This window comes from Petrocella sp. (assembly GCF_059865615.1).
The window spans coordinates 1-20,711 of record NZ_JCBCDA010000113.1; the positions used below are offsets into that span (position 1 = coordinate 1).

The 20,711-nt window shown below is 37.1% G+C and carries 17 protein-coding genes; 8 read left to right on the plus strand and 9 right to left on the minus strand.

The genetic code is table 11. The features are described from left to right. Window positions 1–440: 440 nt before the first annotated feature. From AC6F8J_RS12820 to argJ, 6 genes are all read right to left on the minus strand, one after another. The gene (locus AC6F8J_RS12820) at window positions 441–1,724 is read right to left on the minus strand and encodes a glycoside hydrolase family 3 N-terminal domain-containing protein (RefSeq protein ID WP_500723805.1); all 1,284 of its coding nucleotides are present in this window, start codon (window positions 1,722–1,724) and stop codon (window positions 441–443) included. A 42-nt stretch (window positions 1,725–1,766) separates the two neighbouring features. Next, a complete protein-coding gene (gene carB / locus AC6F8J_RS12825) occupies window positions 1,767–4,961 on the minus strand; it encodes a carbamoyl-phosphate synthase large subunit (RefSeq protein ID WP_500723807.1) in 3,195 nt (1,064 codons plus the stop codon). Continuing rightward, entirely contained in the window at window positions 4,954–6,030 is a 1,077-nt protein-coding gene (carA, locus tag AC6F8J_RS12830) for a glutamine-hydrolyzing carbamoyl-phosphate synthase small subunit (RefSeq protein ID WP_500723809.1), read from the minus strand. The genes carB and carA overlap by 8 nt, the downstream gene beginning before the upstream one ends. A 23-nt stretch (window positions 6,031–6,053) precedes the next feature. Then, a complete protein-coding gene (locus tag AC6F8J_RS12835) occupies window positions 6,054–7,241 on the minus strand; it encodes an acetylornithine/succinylornithine family transaminase (RefSeq protein WP_500723810.1) in 1,188 nt (395 codons plus the stop codon). An 11-nt stretch (window positions 7,242–7,252) separates the two neighbouring features. Further along, on the minus strand, window positions 7,253–8,122 hold the full coding sequence (argB, locus tag AC6F8J_RS12840) for an acetylglutamate kinase (protein ID WP_275843193.1): 870 nt from the start codon (window positions 8,120–8,122) through the stop codon (window positions 7,253–7,255). Between the two features lie 77 nt (window positions 8,123–8,199). After that, window positions 8,200–9,420: a bifunctional glutamate N-acetyltransferase/amino-acid acetyltransferase ArgJ gene (argJ, locus tag AC6F8J_RS12845; protein WP_500723812.1), complete on the minus strand. Its 1,221-nt coding sequence runs from the start codon at window positions 9,418–9,420 to the stop codon at window positions 8,200–8,202. A gap of 343 nt (window positions 9,421–9,763) precedes the next feature. On the opposite strand from argJ, the gene cls reads away from it, so the two are divergent. The 5 genes from cls to AC6F8J_RS12870 all read left to right on the plus strand — a co-directional run bounded on the left by cls (window position 9,764) and on the right by AC6F8J_RS12870 (window position 15,251). Further along, window positions 9,764–11,224 carry a cardiolipin synthase gene (gene cls / locus AC6F8J_RS12850; RefSeq protein WP_500723814.1) on the plus strand — a complete coding sequence of 487 codons (1,461 nt, stop codon included), beginning with the start codon at window positions 9,764–9,766 and terminating at the stop codon, window positions 11,222–11,224. A 123-nt stretch (window positions 11,225–11,347) separates the two neighbouring features. Beyond that, window positions 11,348–12,559, plus strand: coding sequence for an argininosuccinate synthase (locus AC6F8J_RS12855; RefSeq protein ID WP_500723815.1), 1,212 nt, complete (start codon window positions 11,348–11,350; stop codon window positions 12,557–12,559). A gap of 39 nt (window positions 12,560–12,598) precedes the next feature. Further along, window positions 12,599–13,978, plus strand: coding sequence for an argininosuccinate lyase (argH, locus tag AC6F8J_RS12860; RefSeq protein ID WP_500723817.1), 1,380 nt, complete (start codon window positions 12,599–12,601; stop codon window positions 13,976–13,978). Between the two features lie 228 nt (window positions 13,979–14,206). After that, window positions 14,207–14,683 carry a hypothetical protein gene (locus AC6F8J_RS12865; protein ID WP_500723819.1) on the plus strand — a complete coding sequence of 159 codons (477 nt, stop codon included), beginning with the start codon at window positions 14,207–14,209 and terminating at the stop codon, window positions 14,681–14,683. 163 nt (window positions 14,684–14,846) lie between these two features. Beyond that, window positions 14,847–15,251 (plus strand): DUF2177 family protein, encoded by a 405-nt coding sequence (locus AC6F8J_RS12870; RefSeq protein ID WP_500723820.1) that lies wholly within the window; start codon window positions 14,847–14,849, stop codon window positions 15,249–15,251. Between the two features lie 95 nt (window positions 15,252–15,346). Here AC6F8J_RS12870 and AC6F8J_RS12875 read toward each other — a convergent pair whose 3' ends face one another. Together AC6F8J_RS12875 and AC6F8J_RS12880 are read right to left on the minus strand one after the other, a co-directional pair. Then, a complete protein-coding gene (locus AC6F8J_RS12875) occupies window positions 15,347–15,577 on the minus strand; it encodes a group II intron maturase-specific domain-containing protein (RefSeq protein ID WP_500723822.1) in 231 nt (76 codons plus the stop codon). Between the two features lie 223 nt (window positions 15,578–15,800). Further along, the gene (locus AC6F8J_RS12880; RefSeq protein WP_500723824.1) at window positions 15,801–16,235 is read right to left on the minus strand and encodes a ferritin-like domain-containing protein; all 435 of its coding nucleotides are present in this window, start codon (window positions 16,233–16,235) and stop codon (window positions 15,801–15,803) included. Window positions 16,236–16,340: 105 nt separating this feature from the next. Here AC6F8J_RS12880 and AC6F8J_RS12885 point away from each other — a divergent pair, with 105 nt between their 5' ends. Continuing rightward, a complete protein-coding gene (locus AC6F8J_RS12885; protein ID WP_500723826.1) occupies window positions 16,341–16,649 on the plus strand; it encodes a winged helix-turn-helix transcriptional regulator in 309 nt (102 codons plus the stop codon). Window positions 16,650–16,677: 28 nt separating this feature from the next. Here the strand turns inward: AC6F8J_RS12885 and AC6F8J_RS12890 are convergent, their stop codons facing one another. Then, the gene (locus tag AC6F8J_RS12890; protein WP_500723828.1) at window positions 16,678–18,393 is read right to left on the minus strand and encodes an alpha-amylase family glycosyl hydrolase; all 1,716 of its coding nucleotides are present in this window, start codon (window positions 18,391–18,393) and stop codon (window positions 16,678–16,680) included. A 307-nt stretch (window positions 18,394–18,700) separates the two neighbouring features. On the opposite strand from AC6F8J_RS12890, the gene AC6F8J_RS12895 reads away from it, so the two are divergent. After that, window positions 18,701–19,129, plus strand: coding sequence for a hypothetical protein (locus AC6F8J_RS12895; protein ID WP_500723830.1), 429 nt, complete (start codon window positions 18,701–18,703; stop codon window positions 19,127–19,129). Between the two features lie 188 nt (window positions 19,130–19,317). Beyond that, window positions 19,318–20,694, plus strand: a complete 1,377-nt coding sequence (locus tag AC6F8J_RS12900) for a methyl-accepting chemotaxis protein (RefSeq protein WP_500723831.1) — start codon at window positions 19,318–19,320, stop codon at window positions 20,692–20,694. Window positions 20,695–20,711: the final 17 nt, after the last annotated feature.

Here is a 20,711-nt window from a genome sequence, read left to right on the forward strand (position 1 = left end):
GTGCTTCTGTCTCTGTTCCTGTTTCCGGCGTTTCTGTCTCTGTTGTTGGGGTCTCTGTTTTCCCACAGCCGGCAAACAATGCTGTTACCATTGCAAGTACCATTATCATTGTTAACAATTTTTTCATTTTTGTTCCTCCCTATTACTTTGTAGTTGTGTATTTCTGAAGGCTTGAAAAGCTTTTCATAAAATGATTTTAGTATAATATGCACATAATGTCAAGTGTTTTTTAGTTGTCTTTGTGCTATTTATTTTTATAATAACTTTTCTTTCTCTCGAACACATACTTTTACTTGTTTTCTTTTGCTATGTTTATTTAAATTTATGAAAATTTTCATAAGAAATGTTCTAATTAAATGATATTTAATATGCTTTTTTCTGGATTGGAAATCTTGAAAAAAACGCTCAAACACTATCTAATGATATTGTTTGAGCGTTTTTTATTCAATCCCTAATTCTACTATTTTATTTCTATCTTCTATTTGACCAATTATTGGATCCTGTAAGGCTTGATTTTTATGCTCAAATAAGTTCTTTTCTAATTTTAGTCGGATAATTTTTCTTACTGCCTCCTCTATTTTTATTTCTGTCTCTATGGAATTTCGAGCCTTTTCCATAAGATATTCATAGGCATTCTCCATATTCTCCGGCATAAGAAATAAGCTTAATCCGGCATCTAAACCCCGATCAATCATCAACTCTGTACCATAATAATCGACAATGCTCTTCATATTCAAGGCATCGGATATAACCAGACCTTCAAAACCCAATTCTTTAATTAAAATTTCTTGTATCATTATCTCAGACAAAGAAGCTGGTGTTGTGTCCCCAGTCACTTGGGGAACCTGTAAATGACCCACCATAATAACATCTACCCCATCCTTAATCGCCTCAATAAAAGGTACAAGTTCAACAGACATCAATCGTTCTATATCATGGCTCAGTATGGCTGTACCTAAATGACTATCCTCTTTCGTATCTCCGTGCCCTGGAAAATGTTTTATGACCGGGATGATTTCCTGTTCCTTATATGCTTTTATGGCTTCTATCACTTTTTCACCAACTATATGTGGGTTGTCTGAAAAAGCCCTATGCCCAATAATCGGGTTGCTTGGATTCGTGTGTATATCACCTACCGGAGCAAAGTTCATATTAAACCCCAAAGAACGGATTTCTTTTGCAATAACTTCATTGGCTAAATAGACTGCATTGGGGTTAGTGGCATGACCCAGCACCCATGCGTCGGGTATTTTTGTACCACCGATACTTGCTTCACCGGTTATTCTTGTTACCAATCCACCTTCTTCATCCAATCCTATAAAAGGAGGGATGTCTAGTTCACTTTGAATCTTACGAATTATTTTTTGGGTCTCTATAGCGGTTATCATATTGTGCTTAAAAAATATAATTCCACCATAGGGCAAACCTGTTGACTCGTAATCTTCTAAGGTTACATAAAACATCTGGGCCACTTTGGCTTCTAATGACATATTAAAAATTATCTCATCAATGGACATTTCTAATAAGGTCGCTTCGTCTAAAGCTTCTAATACTACATCTTCTTCCGATTGTTTTTCTCCTTCATCCTCTAATTCTACAACTGATTGCGTTGGTTGCTGCACGTTCTCTTTTACCTTTTGATCTTGTTGATTCAGTTTTTCCTCGCCTTTTTGACAACCACTCAATAGTAGAAATAATATCAAAATCCAGGTATATTTTATCATTCAACCACCTTCAAATTCTTGATTCATTGGCCATCAACTCTATTACATATATGCATCAATGGTGTCATAGTCAATGGGCGCCTTGTCCATAAAGGTTTTTAATGCTTGTAGATAAGCTTTTACGGTATCCAAACAAGTAAAACTTGGTACACTAAGGTGTTCAGCTAAATTTCTTAATTTGTAGCCATCTCGGGTGACATCTTTACCTTTTGTCGGTACATTAATGACCATGGCAATTTCATCTTTTTTAAACATAACCTGTAAATCGGACAAATCGGATATATTCACAGATTCATTGGCAATGCCTTTTTCCGATAGAAATCGGCTTGTCTTACTAGAAGCCACAATACTAAATCCAAGCCCCTCTAATTCTTGTACAAAAGGTAAGACCTCATCTTTAGAAGCATCGGACACAGAGACCAGCACTTTACCGGCTGTTTTAAACTTAAATCCTGCGCCTTGAAAGGCTTTCAGCAGTGCTTTTTCATAATTACTATCTACACCTAGAACTTCCCCTGTTGATTTCATCTCAGGTGTCAGTGCTGCGTCAACCCCTGCTAGCTTAACGAAGCTAAATACAGGTGCCTTAACCGCTATAAGATTGCTGGTCTTATATAAGCCAGTCCCATATTCAAGGACAGATAGTTTGTCGCCTAAGATGACCTGCATAGCGATTTTCACCATAGGAATTTTCGTGATTTTGCTGATGATTGGTACCGTTCTTGACGCTCTTGAATTCACTTCTATAATATATACTTTTTCATCCTTGATAACAAATTGAATGTTCATAAGACCTACGACCTGAAGTGCCATGGCAATCTTATAGGTATAATCGACAATAATTGTCATCATGTCCTCTGAAATATTTTGTGGCGGATAGACACAAAAACTATCGCCGGAATGAACACCTGTACGTTCAATATGCTCCATCACGCCTGGAATCAATATGTTCTCTCTATCAGCAATGGCGTCCACTTCAACCTCCATGCCATCAATATATTCATCAATGAGAATCGGTTGGTCTTCTGATAAGGATGCCGCTTCTTTTACATAACTCATAAGTTCAATGTCATTATGAACAATCATCATAGCACGACCGCCAATAACATAAGAAGGTCGCACCAGAACCGGATATCCTATACTTCTAGCCGTGGTGATGGCTTCATCTATATTGGTTACAGCTTTACCCATGGGTTGGGGTATATCCAGTTCTCTTAGTAATCGCTCAAAGCGCTTTCGATCTTCCGCAACATCAATAGAGTCCACCGACGTGCCAAGAACCTGAACACCACGACTCACCAACTTTGGTGCCAAATTAATGGCTGTTTGACCACCATATTGTACGATAACACCTTTTGGCATTTCTTTTCGAATCACATTCATAACATCTTCAATAAATAAAGGTTCAAAATACAATTTGTCGGCTATGTCAAAGTCTGTACTCACAGTTTCAGGGTTGTTGTTGATAATAATGGATTCATAACCCAACTCTTGAATGGCCCATACAGCATGGACCGAACAATAGTCAAATTCAATCCCTTGACCAATCCGAATAGGTCCGGAACCGATAACAATGATTTTTTCTTTTTTACTGATAATATTTTCTTCTTCATCTTCATATGTCGAATAATAATAAGGCGTTGAGGATTCAAATTCTGCTGCACAGGTATCCACCATCTTATACACCGGATACATACCATGAGCACGACGTATGGCATCAATAATCCGATAATCTTTGCCGGATAAGGCCTGAATCTCAATGTCTGTAAAACCCATCTTCTCTGCCTTTGCTAGCAGCTCTCCTGTTATTGGTTCGCTGGATAAGCGTTTTTCCACTTTAATGATGTTGTTGATTTTTTCCAAAAACCAATTATCAACACACGTAATTTCATTGATTTTTTCAACGGATACACCTTTTCTCAAGGCTTCTGCAACCACAAAAATCCGTTGGTCATCTACCATATCCAACATCTTAATAATGACTTCTTTAGACAGCTTAAGTAAGGATTCTTTCCTAAGACCTGTTTCTTTACCTTCTAAAGATATGATGGCTTTAAGCAGAGAGCTCTCAAAAGTACGATCAATGGCCATGACTTCGCCAGTTGCTTTCATTTGCGTTCCAAGAGTTCGATCTGCATAATCGAATTTGTCAAAAGGCCATTTAGGGATCTTGGTGACGATATAATCCAAAGCCGGTTCAAAAGAAGCTTTAGTCTTTTTCGTAACTGCATTGGAAATCTCATGGAGATGTAAACCAATGGCTATCTTGGCCGCTATTTTGGCAATAGGATAGCCGGCTGCTTTTGATGCCAGTGCTGATGAGCGGCTAACTCTTGGGTTGACCTCAATCACTATATAAGATTTGGATTTGGGATCTAGTGCCAGCTGAACGTTACAGCCACCTTCTATTTTTAGAGCTTTGATGATCTTAAGTGAAGCCGTACGCAACATATGGTATTCCTCATCCGATAAAGTCTGTGAGGGTGCAACAACTATGCTGTCACCTGTGTGTATGCCGACGGGATCAAAATTCTCCATATTACAAATGATAATGGCCGTATTGTTTTGATCTCGCATGACTTCATATTCGACCTCTTTCCAACCGGCTACAGATTGTTCTAGTAATACTTGGCTGATTCGACTGTGCATAAGGCCGGTATGCAAAAATTCTTTGAGCTCGTTCATGTTTTTAGCAATACCACCACCAAGACCACCCATGGTAAAAGCCGGTCTTATGATAATCGGAAAACCTATTGAATCTGCTACAGCTAAACCTTGCTCCATGGTTGTTACAATCTCACTTTTTGGAACGGGCTCACCGATATCCATCATAAGTTGTCTAAAGCTTTCTCGATCTTCAGCTTGATTAATTGCTTTTAGAGAGGTTCCAAGAAGTCTTACCTTGTACTTCTCAAGCACCCCTGCTTCGTCCAACTCTGCCGCCATATTAAGGCCAGTTTGTCCACCCAAAGTTGCCAATAAGCCATCCGGACGTTCTTTATCAATAATCCATGTTAATGCTTCTAAGGTTAAAGGCTGAATGTAAACATGGTCTGCTATATTGTCATCTGTCATGATGGTAGCTGGATTAGAGTTCACCAGAACCACTTCGATGCCTTCTTCTTTTAATGATTTACATGCTTGTGTGCCGGCATAATCAAATTCCGCTGCTTGTCCAATAATAATCGGTCCTGATCCAATAACCATAACTTTATGAATACTTGTATCTCTAGGCATGTGTCATCACCGCCTTTTCATAGCCTTTGACCCAATTTTCAAAGATATAATGGGCATCTTCAGGGCCAGGCCCTTCTTCAGGATGAAACTGTACGGATAAGACTTTATAGTGATCACAGCTTAAGCCTTCATTAGTTTCATCGTTGACATTATAATGGGTTACTTTGATGTGCTCTGTAAATGTCTTTTCATCCACAGCATAACCATGATTTTGTGAGGACATGAAGACTTTACCGGTTACTGTGTCAATAACCGGATGGTTGGCACCTCGATGCCCAAACTTAAGCTTATACGTATCGGCACCAAGTGCCAAGGCTAAGACCTGATGACCAAGACAAATACCCCACATCGGTTTCTGACCGAGTAATTGTTTGGCTAATGCAATAGCTGATGTGGCATCTTTAGGGTCACCGGGGCCGTTAGAAAAGAAGACCACTTCCGGGTTATGTTTTTGCACTTCATCTGCCGAGATATCATGTGGGAATACAGTAATGTCACAGTTCAAATTTTGTAATTGAAGGATAATACCCTTTTTTATACCAAGATCTATAAGTGCGATTTTTAATCCGTCTCCCGGATAATGCATGATTGTATCGCAAGAAACCTGTGCAATAATATCTTTAGGAAAACGATAGTTCTTAAGTTGGCTCATTAAATCAGGGGTGATTTCCTCTGTGGTAATGATGCCGTTCATAGTACCATTGTTACGAATAATCTTCGTTAATTTTCTTGTATCAATGCCTGAAATACCCGGAATATTGTTGGCTTTTAAATAGTCATCCAGTGAGCGCTTGCTTTGCCAATGATTGGGTATCTGTGCATATTCTTTCACAACAAATCCGGACACTTGAACCTGATCCGATTCATAGTCCACATCGTTAATGCCATAATTCCCAATCAAGGGATAGGTCATGGTTACAATCTGCCCGCCATAGGAGGGGTCTGTTAATATTTCTTGATAGCCTGTCATGCTTGTATTAAAAACGATTTCGCCAAATATGGTGGTTGTAGCACCAAAGCTCTCACCTTCGAAAATTGTACCGTCTTCTAGATATAATCTACATTTCATAAGATCCTCCTTGCCATTAACAATTAATCTGTGGTCAACACGGCTTCTAATATATGAATCATTTCGTCGATTTCTGTCTGCTTTATGGTAAGGGGTGGTACAAACCTAATAATATGTGTACCTGAATTAATAAGCATAAGCCCTTTGTCTAGAGCCCTAGCAATGATGTCACCAACAGGTCGGTCCATTTCAATTGCCATCATTAACCCCATGCCCCGAACCTCTAAGATGGAGGTTTGACGCTTTTTAAGTACCGTTAGACCGCCTTCTAAATAAGCGCCCATAGCTTTGACATGTTCTAATAAGCCATCATGTATGAGGGCATCCAGTACAACGCCAGCTGCTGTTGTGGATAATGGGTTCCCACCAAATGTAGAAGCATGAGTTCCAGGTTCAAAGCCTTTGGAGGTTTTCTCATTGGCTATGATGGCACCAATTACATAACCGGCACCTAAACCTTTGGCTAAGGTTACAATATCCGGCTTAACGCCATATTGTTCATAAGCAAAAACCGTTCCTGTACGTCCGATGCCACATTGGACTTCATCAAAAATCAAGACAATATCCAATGCATCGCATAAGGCTCTTGCTTTTTTAAGAAAAGACTGTTCCGCCGGTCTTATACCCCCTTCACCTTGGATGGGTTCAATCATTAAGATGGCTGTTTTTTCTGTTAATACCAATTCAAGAGCTTCAATATCATTAAACTCTGTATAGGTAATCCCTTCAAATAATGGTGCAAAACCTTCATGGTATTTAGTTTGTCCTGTTATGGAAACAGTCGCAATGGTTCTACCATGAAATGAGTTCTTCATGGTTATAATTTCCGTCTTATTCCCATTTACAAATTTATTAATATATCTTTTACCCAGTTTAAGAGCGGCTTCATTGGCCTCAGCACCGCTATTGCAAAAAAATACTCTACTTAAACCGCTAAGTTCGACCAACTTTTGGGCCGCACGAATACTGGGTTCATTGTAATATAGATTGGAACAATGGGTGATCTTATCTATTTGATCTTTTATTGCTTTTTTTAAGGGCTCGTAACTGTAACCTAAGGCATTGGTCGCAATCCCAGCCACAAAATCCAAATACTTATTACCTTCTTTGTCAAATATATAGTTGCCTTCTCCCCGTTCTATAACAATCGGAAGGGGTTTGTAGTTCTGCAAAAAAACTTCTTGACCTTTATCAATCCATGCCTCATGCATTCTGCTACCTCCTAATCAAATTCCTTGCAAAACATGGTTCCGACACCTTTTTTGGTAAAAATCTCAAGTAGCATACTATGGAGTACACGGCCATCCAAAATATGTACGCTTCGAACACCATGGTTTAATCCTTCGACACAACATTCTACTTTTGGAATCATACCGCCTGAAATAACGCCTTCCTTAATCAATGTTTCTACTTCATCCATAGCAATCTTTGAAATCAAAGAGGAAGTGTCATCTATATCTTTTAATACACCTTCAACATCTGTTAGAAATATAAGCTTTTCTGCTTCTAGGGCACCGGCAATAGCCGATGCTGCATAATCAGCATTTATATTGTAAGTATTGCCTGCCTCATCCGTACCAATCGGTGCAATAACCGGTATAAAATCATTTTCCAATAGTGAATCAATAAGTTTTGTATTGACTTTTGTAATCTCACCTACAAATCCTATATCTTCACCATCAACCAGTTTTTTCTTTACTTTTAATGTCTTTCCATCTTTTCCTGTAATTCCAACAGCGTTGATATCATGATTCTGAATCAGTTGTACAATGCTTTTATTCACTTTTCCAGCCAATACCATCTCTACGACATCTACTGTTTCTGCATCGGTTACTCTGAGTCCGTTTTGAAATCTAGATTCTATACCGATGGCATTAAGCATATCACTGATTTCTTTTCCTCCACCATGGACAATCACCGGCTGAAAACCGACTAATTTCATAAGTACAATGTCTTCTATTACCGATGTTTTTATGGCTTCGTCCACCATGGCTGAACCGCCATACTTTATGACCACCTTTTTACCGTTAAATTCCTTTATATAAGGTAAAGCTTCAATTAAAACCTTTGCTTTATTAATATATTTTTCCATAATTCACCTTAATGATGATGGCTTATGCCATAGTATCATAATTCCCTTTCTTATATTAATGGTTAGTAGGACCATAATTAGGTTCTATATTCCCCATTTATTTTTACATATTCATAACTCAAATCACATCCCCATGCTGTTCCTTTGGATGTACCTTCTTCCAAATAAGCATTCACCATTACTTCTTTTTCTTTTATAATGTCAAAAGCACGTTCCTCGTCAAATTTCTGAGGTACACCATTCACCATTAAATCAATTGTTCCGGCAGAACTTTCATAATTCAAGGTCACTTTCTTGGCATCAAATTTAACACCTGAATAACCCATGGCACATAAGACCCTTCCCCAGTTTGCATCATTACCAAAGAAAGCCGTCTTAACCAGATTGGATGTGACCACAGACATCGCCAAAGCCTGGGCTTCTTTTTTACTTCTTGTTCCATACATATTCACTTCTATGAATTTGGAAGCACCTTCTCCGTCTTTGACAATCAGTTTAGCTAAAGTCTTATTCACATAGTCTAAGGCCTTCTTGAAAATTAAATAGTCTTCATGCTCTTCAACAATCATTTCGTTACCTGCCATACCATTCGCCATAATAGTACACATGTCATTGGTAGAGGTATCGCCATCTACACTAATCATATTGTAAGCATCCTGGACACTTTCTTTGACTGCCTGGTCTAACATGTCAAAAGATATGGCGACATCGGTGGTCACATAACTTAACATGGTTGCCATATTGGGGTGAATCATACCTGAACCTTTTGCCATGCCACCGATGGTTACGGTCTTACCACTGATTTCAATCTCTACAGCGACTTCTTTGGTAAACGTATCGGTTGTACAAATGGCTTCTGCTGCTAAAAGGCCTGCTTCATAAGTCGACTTAATGTGGCCAATATTTTCTTCAATTCCGCTGACAATTTTCTCAATTGGTAATTCAACGCCAATGACACCTGTCGAACCCACTAAAATATTTTCTTTTTGGACACCTAAACACTTAGCCACTGTTATTGCCATTTTTTCGTTATCCGCATCACCTTGATCCCCTGTGCAGGCATTGGCGTTGCCGCTATTGACCACAACGGCTTTAACCAAATGCTTATGTTTATATACATCCATATTCCATATAACCGGTGCTGCCTTTACCACATTGGTCGTAAAGGTACCTGAGTATAAGGCCGGTACCTCTGATACTATCAGAGCGAGGTCGTTTCTTTTTCGTTTTATACCAATATGTGCCCCGTGCGCACTGAAACCTTTGGCCGCTGTTATGCCACCTTGTATTATTTTCATTTTTCGACTCCTTCCAATACCTAACCAATTATGCTTCTATCTCTGAGCTTATGATTTTTTAAACTATACTGCCTTCTATTTAGTTTATAATTATACATTTTAATTCATATTAATGCAAGATGTTTTCCCATTCTTTTTACTTCTCATTCACCTTTCTTTATTATTTCATGTATTCCACAGGGTTTCAAGTTATTCAATCAACTTTCTTATTCAATTAACATAGGGGTAAGGGTAAGGGGGGCAAAAACAAACACAATATAAAACTGTTGCATTACTTTCCAATATATAGGAGAATATAAGTGTATCCAATTGGCTACTTCAAGATTTTTGTATGGAGGACATGATGATTACTTATATAGCCACATTCACCCAAAACTATACCATTGTGCTCATACTGAACTTAATTTTTTCCATTATTATTATATCCCTTGAGCGTAGGAACCCCATTTCAGCTTTGGCTTGGTTGTTTTTTATGACTATGTTGCCGGGCATTGGTTTCTTTTTCTACCTTCTATTGTCACAAAATATATCTAAGCGAAAAATCTTCAAATATACCCATGAAGAATCCGCTGCTTACAACTTCGTCTTAGACAAACAACGTTTGGCTCTTGAAAAAGGGTTTTTTAAATACAATGACCCTGATATGGATATGTATCGTGACATAATAATTTTTCACAATAAATTAAGCGAAGCCTCCTTTACTCAAAACAATGACATTACCATTTTTACCAATGGTCAGGAAAAGTTTGATCGACTGATTGACGAAATGAAGGCAGCCAAAACTCATATTCATCTTCAATATTATATCGTTAAAAATGATATGCTTTCTTCACTTATTTTTGACGTTTGTAAGCAAAAAGCAAAAGAAGGTGTTGAAATAAGGTTACTTATTGACCATATCGGTGGACGTCATTTGCCAAAGTCCACAATCAATGATTTGAGGAATTCAGGTTGTGAGGTGTATTTCTTCTTCCCCTCTGTTTTCAAATACTTTAATCTAAAGGCAAATTATCGTAATCACAGAAAGATTGCCGTTATAGACGGATGTGTTGGTTATGTTGGCGGCTTTAATATAGGGATGGAGTATCTCGGACTCCGAAAGCGTTTTGGTAAATGGCGTGATACCCACATAAGAATCCTCGGTGATGCTGTTATTCAACTTCAAATTCGCTTTCTTCTAGATTGGCGTAGTGCATCCAAAAAACAATTAATTGATATTGCACGTTATATCAAATACAACAAAGACCACCCCGGTGACGCCGGTGTTCAGATTGTCAGCAGTGGCCCTGATTCCATCAACCAACAAATCAAGCAAGGCTACATTAAGATGATTAATAGTGCCAGAAAGTATATCTATATTCAAACACCTTACTTCGTTCCTGATGAAAGCGTTATAGAAGCTTTGAAAATAGCTGTTGTATCCGGTGTTGATTTAAGAATCATGTTCCCTAATAAACCGGACCACCCTTTTGTCTACTGGGCTACTTATTCCTTTATTGGCGAGCTTTTAATGTATGGTGCTAAAGCTTATATCTATGATGACGGTTTCATTCATACAAAGGCCATTATTGTAGATGATGCCATAAGTTCTGTCGGTACTTGCAATTTTGACATTAGAAGCTTTAGGCTTAATTTCGAAGTCAATGCCTTCATTTATGATAGGCCTACCTCACAATCATTATGTTCTATCTTCAACCAGGATATACTTGTTTCTAGAGAGCTTACCCTTGAAGACTATCTACATAGACCCTTCTGTATTAAAGTGAAAGAGTCCATATCCAGGCTTTTTTCACCCGTACTATAAAGATGGTAAAAGTAGAAATAAATTCAAGTAAGTGTTGTATAATTATTAATTATAATGTATAATTAACCAATATCAAACCTAAGTATCTGATATTCATCAGATTCAAATATAAGGAGGACAATCATGAACAATAAAGTTGTACTAGCCTATTCAGGTGGTCTTGATACTACCGTCATTATACCTTGGTTAAAAGAAAACTATGACTGTGAGGTCATCGCAGTTTGCGTTGATGTCGGTCAAGGAAAAGAAATTGATGGACTCGAAGAAAGAGCTTTATCCACCGGTGCCAGCAAATTGTATATAGAAAACATAACCGATGCATTCGTCGATGATTATGTCATACCTTGCGTCAAGGCAAATGCTGTGTATGAGGGCAAATACCTTCTAGGAACTTCAATGGCACGTCCCGGCATTGCTAAAGCGTTAGTTGATATTGCTCTAAAAGAAGGTGCTACTGCCATCTGCCATGGTGCTACCGGTAAAGGAAATGACCAAGTGCGTTTTGAACTCACTATAAAAGCCCTTGCACCTCATTTGGATATTATTGCGCCTTGGCGCATATGGGATATCAAATCTCGTGAAGATGCTATTGCTTTTCTTGAAGCAAGAAATATTCCAGTACCCATGAAAAAGAAAGAAAGCTATAGCCGCGATCGCAATCTATGGCACTTAAGTCATGAAGGACTTGAACTGGAAGATCCAAGCCTTGAACCGGTCTATGATAACCTACTTCAAATGTCCGTAACACCTGAAAACGCACCTGACAAACCAACATATATAGATTTAGAATTTGAACTAGGTAACCCCACTAAGTTAAACGGAGTACCCATGAAAGCTTCTGATATTATTGCCACTCTTAATGAGATAGGTGGCGCCAATGGCATCGGTATTATTGATATATGTGAAAACCGTGTAGTTGGTATGAAATCTCGTGGCGTTTATGAGACACCTGGTGGTTCCATACTCTACTATGCACATAATGAATTGGAATACCTCTGTCTTGATAAGCAAACACTGGCTTACAAAAGTCAACTGGCCATCAAATTTGCTGAGTTGGTTTACTCAGGCGAATGGTTCACACCTCTTCGTGAGGCCCTCAGTGCTTTTGTAGATGAAACACAAAAGACGGTTACAGGTACTGTAAAGTTAAAACTCTATAAAGGCAACATTATTCCTGCCGGAGCAAACTCTCCCTACTCTTTATACGACGAGGATATTGCAAGCTTTACAACTGGTGATCTTTATGACCATAAGGATGCAGAAGGTTTTATTAATCTTTTTGGTTTACCACTCAAGGTTAGAGCCATGATGAAAGAACGTTCCGGTTTGAAATAGATTGTCCACTTTACCTCTCAGATATAAAGGAGATTAACTATGAAATTATGGGGCGGAAGATTCGCAAAAAGCACCAATGTCATGGTGGATGACTTTAATTCATCCATTCGTTTCGATGAAAGATTATATAAACACGACATCATAGGTAGCATTGCCCATGTTACCATGTTAGCAAAACAAAATATTATCTCTAAAGAAGATATGAATACCATTAAAACAGGTCTTGAAGGACTTTTAAGGGATATTGAATCCGGACAAGTTGCTTTTGACATTCATGAAGAAGACATTCATATGAACCTTGAAAAACTTCTGATTGAAAAAGTAGGACAAGTTGGTAAAAAACTACACACCGGCCGTAGCCGCAATGATCAGATTGCACTAGATATTCGACTATATATGCGTGATGAGCTGACGCTAGTGGATGAAATGATTATGAACCTTCAAAGTATCATTCTTGATATGGCAGCAGAGCATCTAGATACCATTATGCCCAGCTATACCCATTTACAAAAGGCACAACCTATAACTTTAGCTCACCATTTAATGGCCTATTTCGAAATGCTAAAACGTGACCGTAGCCGTTTAGAAGATGCTAAAAAAAGAATGAACCAGCTGCCACTTGGTGCCGGTGCGCTTGCTACAACAACTTATCCTTTAGATCGGTATTTTGTAGCCGACATGCTTGATTTTGAGGGTATTTGTTTAAACAGCATGGATGCCGTAAGCGATCGAGATTTCTTAATTGAGGTCCTATCAACCTTCTCAGTCTTAATGATGCACTTAAGCCGCTTTTGCGAAGAAATTATTCTATGGTGTTCTAATGAGTTTCAATTCATCGAATTGGATGATGCTTATAGTACAGGCAGTAGTATCATGCCACAAAAGAAAAATCCGGATATCGCCGAATTGGTTCGTGGCAAGACCGGACGGGTTTATGGTTCTTTAATGAGCCTACTTACAACCATGAAGGCACTTCCACTTGCTTATAACAAAGATATGCAAGAAGATAAAGAGGTTACATTTGATGCCTTAGATACGGTAAAAATGTGTTTACCTGTTTTCTCCGATATGTTACGTACGGCTCGAATCAATAAAAAGAATATGTATGATGGTGCCGGTGGTGGCTTTACCAATGCCACTGATGCGGCCGATTACCTTGTTAAAAAGGGTATGGCTTTTAGAGATGCTCATGAGGTTATCGGAAGATTGGTTCTTTATTGCCTAAAACACAATAAAACATTAGAGACATTGACCTTAGATGAATACCAAGACCTCTCAGAAGTTTTTGAAAAAGATGTATATGAAGCTATTTCCTTAGAGACCTGTGTCAATAAAAGACAAGTCATAGGAGGACCTGGAAAAGATGTTATGAAAGAAGTCATTGCTATTAATAGAAAGTATTTAGGTAAGGTTGAGTAATTTAAAAAGAGTAATATCATTTGGGTCCATCAACTTGGACAAGTGACTTACTCTTTTTTTTATTTATTTATTTTTAATTATAATCTCTTGAAGGATATGTTATAATCATTTATGTACTTATCATATAATTAATACTTAAAATACATACTTAAACCTGTTTTTATGAACGCAAAATACTATTATATGAGAGAATAAACGCTTTGTTAGCGTCAGAGGGAGGCCATTAACATGGAACAATCACTGATCGACACATTGAATGCCTATATTGAGAAACAATTGGATACGCAACTTAATACTTCAAAGGAAGATCACAACCCATTGAGTAGCCTAGAAGATTATATTCATCTCAACCATATGCCTAGTTTTAGAGAACTACTCTTTAATTTGATCGATGAAAGCAATGCACTCGACTCAGATATTTTTGAGCGAGCCGGTATTAATAAGGACCACTTCATTGATATGCGGTTGCATCCTACTATTGCTGTGGATGTTAACACTGTCATAAGTTTATGTTTAGCCCTAGAACTAAACCTTGATGAAACTGAATCATTGCTCTATACAGCTGGATTCTCACTGGATACGACAAAAGTATTTGATCTTATTGTACAATTTTGTATCGAACATAAGATTTATGAAGTCGCAGATGTTAATGAAGCACTGGCTATATATCATATCGATCCACTTATTGTTGCAAACACATACTAGCATAATGGGTCAAAGCTAATTTTCACAAATTCACATAGAGTATATATATTTGACGCCTTAACCATGATATTGAATGGTATGAATTAAAATTTTTTGACTCGATTCACATATTGTGATATATTTATAGTATTATAGTCAACTATATCACGTAAGGAGTGATTCTATGTATTACTTAAAAATATTTATCGTGACATTTTCAATCTTTATCATTATAGATTTAATATGGCTGGGTGTGGTTGCTAAGAACTTTTACAGCAAACATTTAGGGTACATTATGGCACCTCAACCTAACTGGCCTGTAGCTATTACATTCTATGTGCTTTTTATAGTAGGTATGATGTTGTTTGTTCTATTACCTGCACTTAATGCAAATGATATGGGTCATGCATTACTCTATGGAATGCTCTTTGGATTCTTTACTTATGCGACCTATGATTTAACCAACTGGGCTACCCTTAAGGATTGGCCTTGGTTTCTTAGTCTTGTAGATATCATATGGGGTTCATCTTTAGGCGCTTTGACTTCTTCTATAAGCTATTACGTCTTAAAACATTTCTTTAAACTATAGACAATGGTTAAAGTGTCAAAACTATGTTTCTCCAAATAACATACAACATATAGATTGCATTGATACATTCATAACTATATATAGTATGTGAAAGTTCAACTGTATTTAAGAGCAAAGCGGTTACGCCTCGCTTCGTAAAGCAAATTGTTCCGGCATGAAAGATTTCCATAATAGTTAATGCGACGTTTAAGTATATATCTGTCTATTCTAAATTGTACCCTTATTGGCGATTTACCGTAGTAATTTCTCCATCCATCAATCTTCCGATTAAGTTTCTTGATGACTATCTTTAAGTCTTGATAGAGCGTTGCATCCTTTAGTTTCACTTTATGTTATGGTCTCTACCTTTGATAGAACCACTTGGGTCCATTTTCATGACGCTTCATGCATCACTTCTCAACCATACATGGTCATATATCTATCACGTCCCTTGGCGATTTCGTGAGTCGGACTTACACCGACTTGCAAGTGGCCGGCTTTGCTGGACACGCTCGTAGAGAACAAGAAAAAAGCAAATGACAATCACGTCATTTGCTTTTTTCTTTATAATTAGCCTTTAATTTGTCTAAGGAACCAGAGGTTCTTCTCGAAATCAGCTATATAATCTTCAAACATGCCAACCGCAGTAAAATCGCTTTCTTCATCGGCTAGGTTACGAATTTCAAATGCAAAATCACGCATCAGCTCAATATCACTTCCAACATAATCTAGTACTTCATTTGCAGTAAAATCCTTATAATCTAATTCTTCTATTGTCGCAACTTCAAGGTAATCCTTAACTTTGACCAATGGCTTAAAACCTTTGATCTTAATATGTTCTGCTACATCATCGTAGGCTGCAAAAGTCTTATCATACATTGCTTCCGTAAATTGATGTAAAGGCATAAATTGCATTCCCGTTACATTCCAGTGTAAATTATGAAGCTTAACATTCCAAACAGATAAATTCGCTAGGTACACATTCATTTTCTCAATATATTTCATTTTTTTCCTCCTTCAATTCATGATTGACTTGCTATATTCATAGTATATCTTATATAATAAGAAACAAAAAGAAACAAATATGTTCTTAAATAGAAAGGAGTTATAATGACAACAACAAACCAAGGTTTTGAAATAATACACGACATCATGAAACTAAGATGGGTGCCTGAAATACTCATGACCATATCCATGGGGTACTCCAATTACTCTGACATACTCAATCAGGTAGAGGGCTTAAGCCATACTGAACTCAATCGAAAACTGTCATTGCTTTCTGAAAAAAAAGCCATCGTCAAAGAAAGTGACCACTTAAGGTCCGGTTATATATTAACCGACTTCGGTTATGATTTAGAGCATATTTTTAAGCATTTTTTAGATATTGCAGAAAAATACGAACCGCTCCTAGCTGATTAAATCTAATACTCGCCTAGTGTTGATGTTCTTAGCACCAATGATAACCATAGGGAGGCATAACTAGCTTTTCTCCCTGCCAAACCATCTTATTACCTAATAAATCTTGTTTCATTCCATTCAGTTCTTTTATAGAAAAGAGCTGTTCTTTTTGTGATAGGTTTTGTAATGCCAAAATGGACTCATCTTCATAGGTTCTTCTATACGCTAAAATCCCTTTATTAACCACACCTTTTTCATCTTGAATATCAATAAAAGTTCTATCTCCACGTCCAAAGGCTTTAAAGCGGTTTCTAGTTTCAATCATTGTCTTAACACCTTGATAGGTTTTATATGCTAAAGTCTCTGAATCTGCTAGTTTTGATTCAACATCGGGCCAATCTATGATGCCACGTCCAAGATATCTCGTATCTTTATAGCCGGTTTCTTTGTACATTTTGTCATAATAATCTGTATCATTGCCTTTTGCAAATTCATCACCATAAAAAACAATGGGTGTACCAAGCAATGTAAACATAATGGAATTGGCAAGTAGAATTCGATCAAGATTTTGGTCCATCAGTTCTGCTAATCTGGCTGAAATACCTTCTCCTTGTCTGAAATCCCAACTAGGGTCTTTAGCGTAATACTCAAAAATGAACTTACGTTCTTCCGGGCTTACCATTTCAAGGGTCAATTCATCGTGGCATCTTAAAAACATAAACCATTGACTGTCCTTTGGAATATCCGGTGTAAAGCTAGGATGAAGGACCATTTCTATGGCGTCTTTTTTCCCCTCTGCTATGGCCTTATAAACTCTTGGCATAACTGGGAAATGGTAGGCACCGTTACACTCATTATCATTCCCAAAATAATCAACAACATCTTGTGGTGGTTGACATGCTTCTGCAAGTAAGAGTGTTCCTGGTTTCAGGTAATCTAAAACAGCTCTAAAAAACTGAACCACTTTATGCGTTTTTGGAAGATTTTCACATATGGTCCCTTCTTCCTTCCATATATATGGTACAGCATCCGCTCTAAAACCATCTACACCTTTGATTTGCCAGTTGACTAAGGCATTCGTCATTTTTAACAGTACTTGAGGATTTCTATAATTAAGATCTGGTTGTATTTCAAAAAAACGATGGAAATAATACTCACCTGTAACAGGATCTAGTTCCCAATTGCTCTCACACATACCCTTAAAAATTATCCTAGCCTCTTTGTATAATGATGTGTCTTTTGACCAAATGAAATAGTCTCTCATAGGGGAATCCACTGATTTTCTGGCTTCTTTAAACCATTCATGTTCTGTTGAACAGTGATTCATAGCAATGTCAAAAATAACTTTAATGCCCTTTTTATGCGCTTCATCAATAAAGTCTTTAAAAACAGTGTTCTTCTCTTTTGATGTAGCATCGTCTGGCAGACCAAGTAATGACGCTCGTATACTTTCATAGTCCGATATATCAAAACCGGCGTCTTTCATAGGTGACTCTAAGATTGGCAATAACCATAGACAATTTGCACCTAAGTCTTGAATATAATCTAGTTTTTCCTTTAGGCCTCTCAAATCTGTATTAAACAGATCACCATAGGTAGAGTAGACCACTGCATCTTTGTACCAAGTCTTATTTAATGTATAATCTTGATAAAAATGCTCTTTTTTTATTGCTTCTATTGATTCAAGAAACGGTTCGAGCATTTGATTTGCATTCTCATACAAATCACCATAAATTTCATGCCACACTTTAATAATATTTTCCATAGATAATCCTCCTAAAAAACAATTTCTTATCGTCATTTTTCGGCTTTCCTGTTTTAAGCATTGCTATTGAAGTAATGCTCTGTCATAACATTGTACCTTAAAAAATAAGCAATAACCTATAAAATAATGTCCATTCTTATGAAATGAAGACATGAAATATTATTTTCATATTTACTCGTTCTTATTATGGTTTATAATGATTATAGGTGCTAACTTATAAGCTCTTAGATAAGGTCTAATCACATGAAAGAAAATATAGATTTCAAAAAAAACGGAATGGCTAAAAATAATAACTATAGCAATCATTGTGACGTTTCCACCAAGTTTACTGCCCTCACTCTATGATTGGATTATAGCTTTCCTTATAATCCTTATTATTCTGTTTAGATTTGCCCACTTAAATAAGCATGAAGACTTATTAACCAAGCAAAAACTAAAAGAGCTTAGTACAAGCTCAAATGACCATGTTCGTATGCTCCGTTCTAAAAGAATTTTGCTGGAGCTAAGCAATACCATGATTCAAGTTAATGGGCTAAAAGAACTAATGTCCATTGTTCTAACCAAAGCCATTGAGGTCAGTCCAAAAGCCAAATTTGGTTCTATTCTGCTTTTGAATTGTGAGGGTAACTTAGAATTTCAAGCCATTTTCAGTTTTGATGATAATCTATACAACACGCTCGAGGCGATGAATTTATTGACCTATCACCACTTGATAAAAAATATACTGTTCATTTAGCTATGGTCTTGGGAAATTTTCAAAAGAGGGTGATATTTTAAAAACGCTATTTTATATTGCTGAATATAGAATATATGGTATGATATGAAACCCAAATAAGAAAGATTGGGTTATATTTATTAAAAAGATAGCAGATTAGTATAATAAATGTTAAAATGTAATTAATTCATTTTATAGGGGGAATAATTATGTTCAAATCAAAGCCTAAAAACAATGTCACAAAACAAGAACAAGAAGATATTTATGTATTGGTCAAAGAACTAGAAGCCATCAAATCCGGTCAACAAAAAAATTTTTCTCATTCGTATAAGGATATAGATCACAACTTACTAGATCGATTAAATATGGTCGCTTGCTCTAATTGTCCAAGTCATAATACTTTCATCAAACAAGTAAATCAACTCCTTCAAACCTTAATGAAGATGGACTTTGTTCGCTCAATGATTCATGAGGCGGACGAACAGGCCAATATGGTGGAAACTATAGCCGCAACCAGTGAAGAAATGGCTGCGAACATTGAGGATATTGCTTCCTTTGTTCGAAAAGCTCTTGTATCTGCTCATGATTCCAATTCCAAATCTGTCCATAGTAAAGAATTAATGAATATCAGTATGTTAGCTATCGAAGATAGTTTTAAAGAAACTGAAGTTGCCAAAGAACAAATCATTCGCGTGAACGAGCAAACAGAAAAAATTGATGAAATGGTAAATATTATCATGTCCGTAGCCGCTCAAACAAACTTGCTTGCTCTAAATGCTTCAATTGAAGCAGCAAGAGCCGGAAATAGTGGTAAAGGATTTGCCGTTGTTGCAAACGAAATCAAAAAGTTAGCTGATCATACTAAAGAGTCTGTCAGCTTTATTCAAGAGAGCGTCAATAGTCTCAGGACACAAATTCAAGGTTCAACCAGTGCTATCGAAAAAGCCAGTAAATCCTTTTTGAAAGGTAAGGAAACCTTAACACAAGTACTAAATGCCCTTGAAGAGGTGGAAGATTCCTCCAAAAAAATCGAGTCAAACATGGAACAAATTAACATGAACATTGAACAACAAACTGCTTCTTCTGAAGAAGTGTCCTCATCTATTCAAGTCATTAATGAAAAAACCAAATCACTTCACGAAGATAGTATTCGAACTGGACAAGGCTTCTTCACCGTATCTCTTGAAATCGATAATCTTAGAAAAAATATTATCCAAAAAGCCACGAACATTGATATGTACGATTCCTTAGACCTTGTTATTACGGACAGTTTGAATTGGAGATGGTGTGTTTATAACATGATTCTTGGTAATGCACAAGTTGATGTCTCTCTCGTTTCAAATGCTGATAATAGTCGTTTAGGTCGATGGATTACCAATTTTGGTTCAAAAGAACCTGCACTTAAAAACCTTATACGTATCCTTGATAAACCTAGGTACAAAATGCATGAGTTAGCACAAAAAGCACTTGAAGCTTATAACCTCGGTGATAAAAAATCCGCTGAAGACTATCTGGCGCAAGTTGATCGACTCGCTCTTGAAATCGATAATACTCTAAGAGAAATGCAATCCAAATATAGAAAATAACTCGAACAAATATTAAA

Excerpts from the sequence above, each read along its gene's own strand:
- AC6F8J_RS12820 (WP_500723805.1), bottom strand. The coding sequence starts at position 1,724 with ATGATAAAATATACCTGGATTTTGATATTATTTCTACTATTGAGTGGT.
- carB (WP_500723807.1), bottom strand. The coding sequence starts at position 4,961 with ATGCCTAGAGATACAAGTATTCATAAAGTTATGGTTATTGGATCAGGA.
- carA (WP_500723809.1), bottom strand. The coding sequence starts at position 6,030 with ATGAAATGTAGATTATATCTAGAAGACGGTACAATTTTCGAAGGTGAG.
- AC6F8J_RS12835 (WP_500723810.1), bottom strand. The coding sequence starts at position 7,241 with ATGCATGAGGCATGGATTGATAAAGGTCAAGAAGTTTTTTTGCAGAAC.
- argB (WP_275843193.1), bottom strand. The coding sequence starts at position 8,122 with ATGGAAAAATATATTAATAAAGCAAAGGTTTTAATTGAAGCTTTACCT.
- argJ (WP_500723812.1), bottom strand. The coding sequence starts at position 9,420 with ATGAAAATAATACAAGGTGGCATAACAGCGGCCAAAGGTTTCAGTGCG.
- cls (WP_500723814.1), top strand. The coding sequence starts at position 9,764 with ATGATTACTTATATAGCCACATTCACCCAAAACTATACCATTGTGCTC.
- AC6F8J_RS12855 (WP_500723815.1), top strand. The coding sequence starts at position 11,348 with ATGAACAATAAAGTTGTACTAGCCTATTCAGGTGGTCTTGATACTACC.
- argH (WP_500723817.1), top strand. The coding sequence starts at position 12,599 with ATGAAATTATGGGGCGGAAGATTCGCAAAAAGCACCAATGTCATGGTG.
- AC6F8J_RS12865 (WP_500723819.1), top strand. The coding sequence starts at position 14,207 with ATGGAACAATCACTGATCGACACATTGAATGCCTATATTGAGAAACAA.
- AC6F8J_RS12870 (WP_500723820.1), top strand. The coding sequence starts at position 14,847 with ATGTATTACTTAAAAATATTTATCGTGACATTTTCAATCTTTATCATT.
- AC6F8J_RS12880 (WP_500723824.1), bottom strand. The coding sequence starts at position 16,235 with ATGAAATATATTGAGAAAATGAATGTGTACCTAGCGAATTTATCTGTT.
- AC6F8J_RS12885 (WP_500723826.1), top strand. The coding sequence starts at position 16,341 with ATGACAACAACAAACCAAGGTTTTGAAATAATACACGACATCATGAAA.
- AC6F8J_RS12890 (WP_500723828.1), bottom strand. The coding sequence starts at position 18,393 with ATGGAAAATATTATTAAAGTGTGGCATGAAATTTATGGTGATTTGTAT.
- AC6F8J_RS12900 (WP_500723831.1), top strand. The coding sequence starts at position 19,318 with ATGTTCAAATCAAAGCCTAAAAACAATGTCACAAAACAAGAACAAGAA.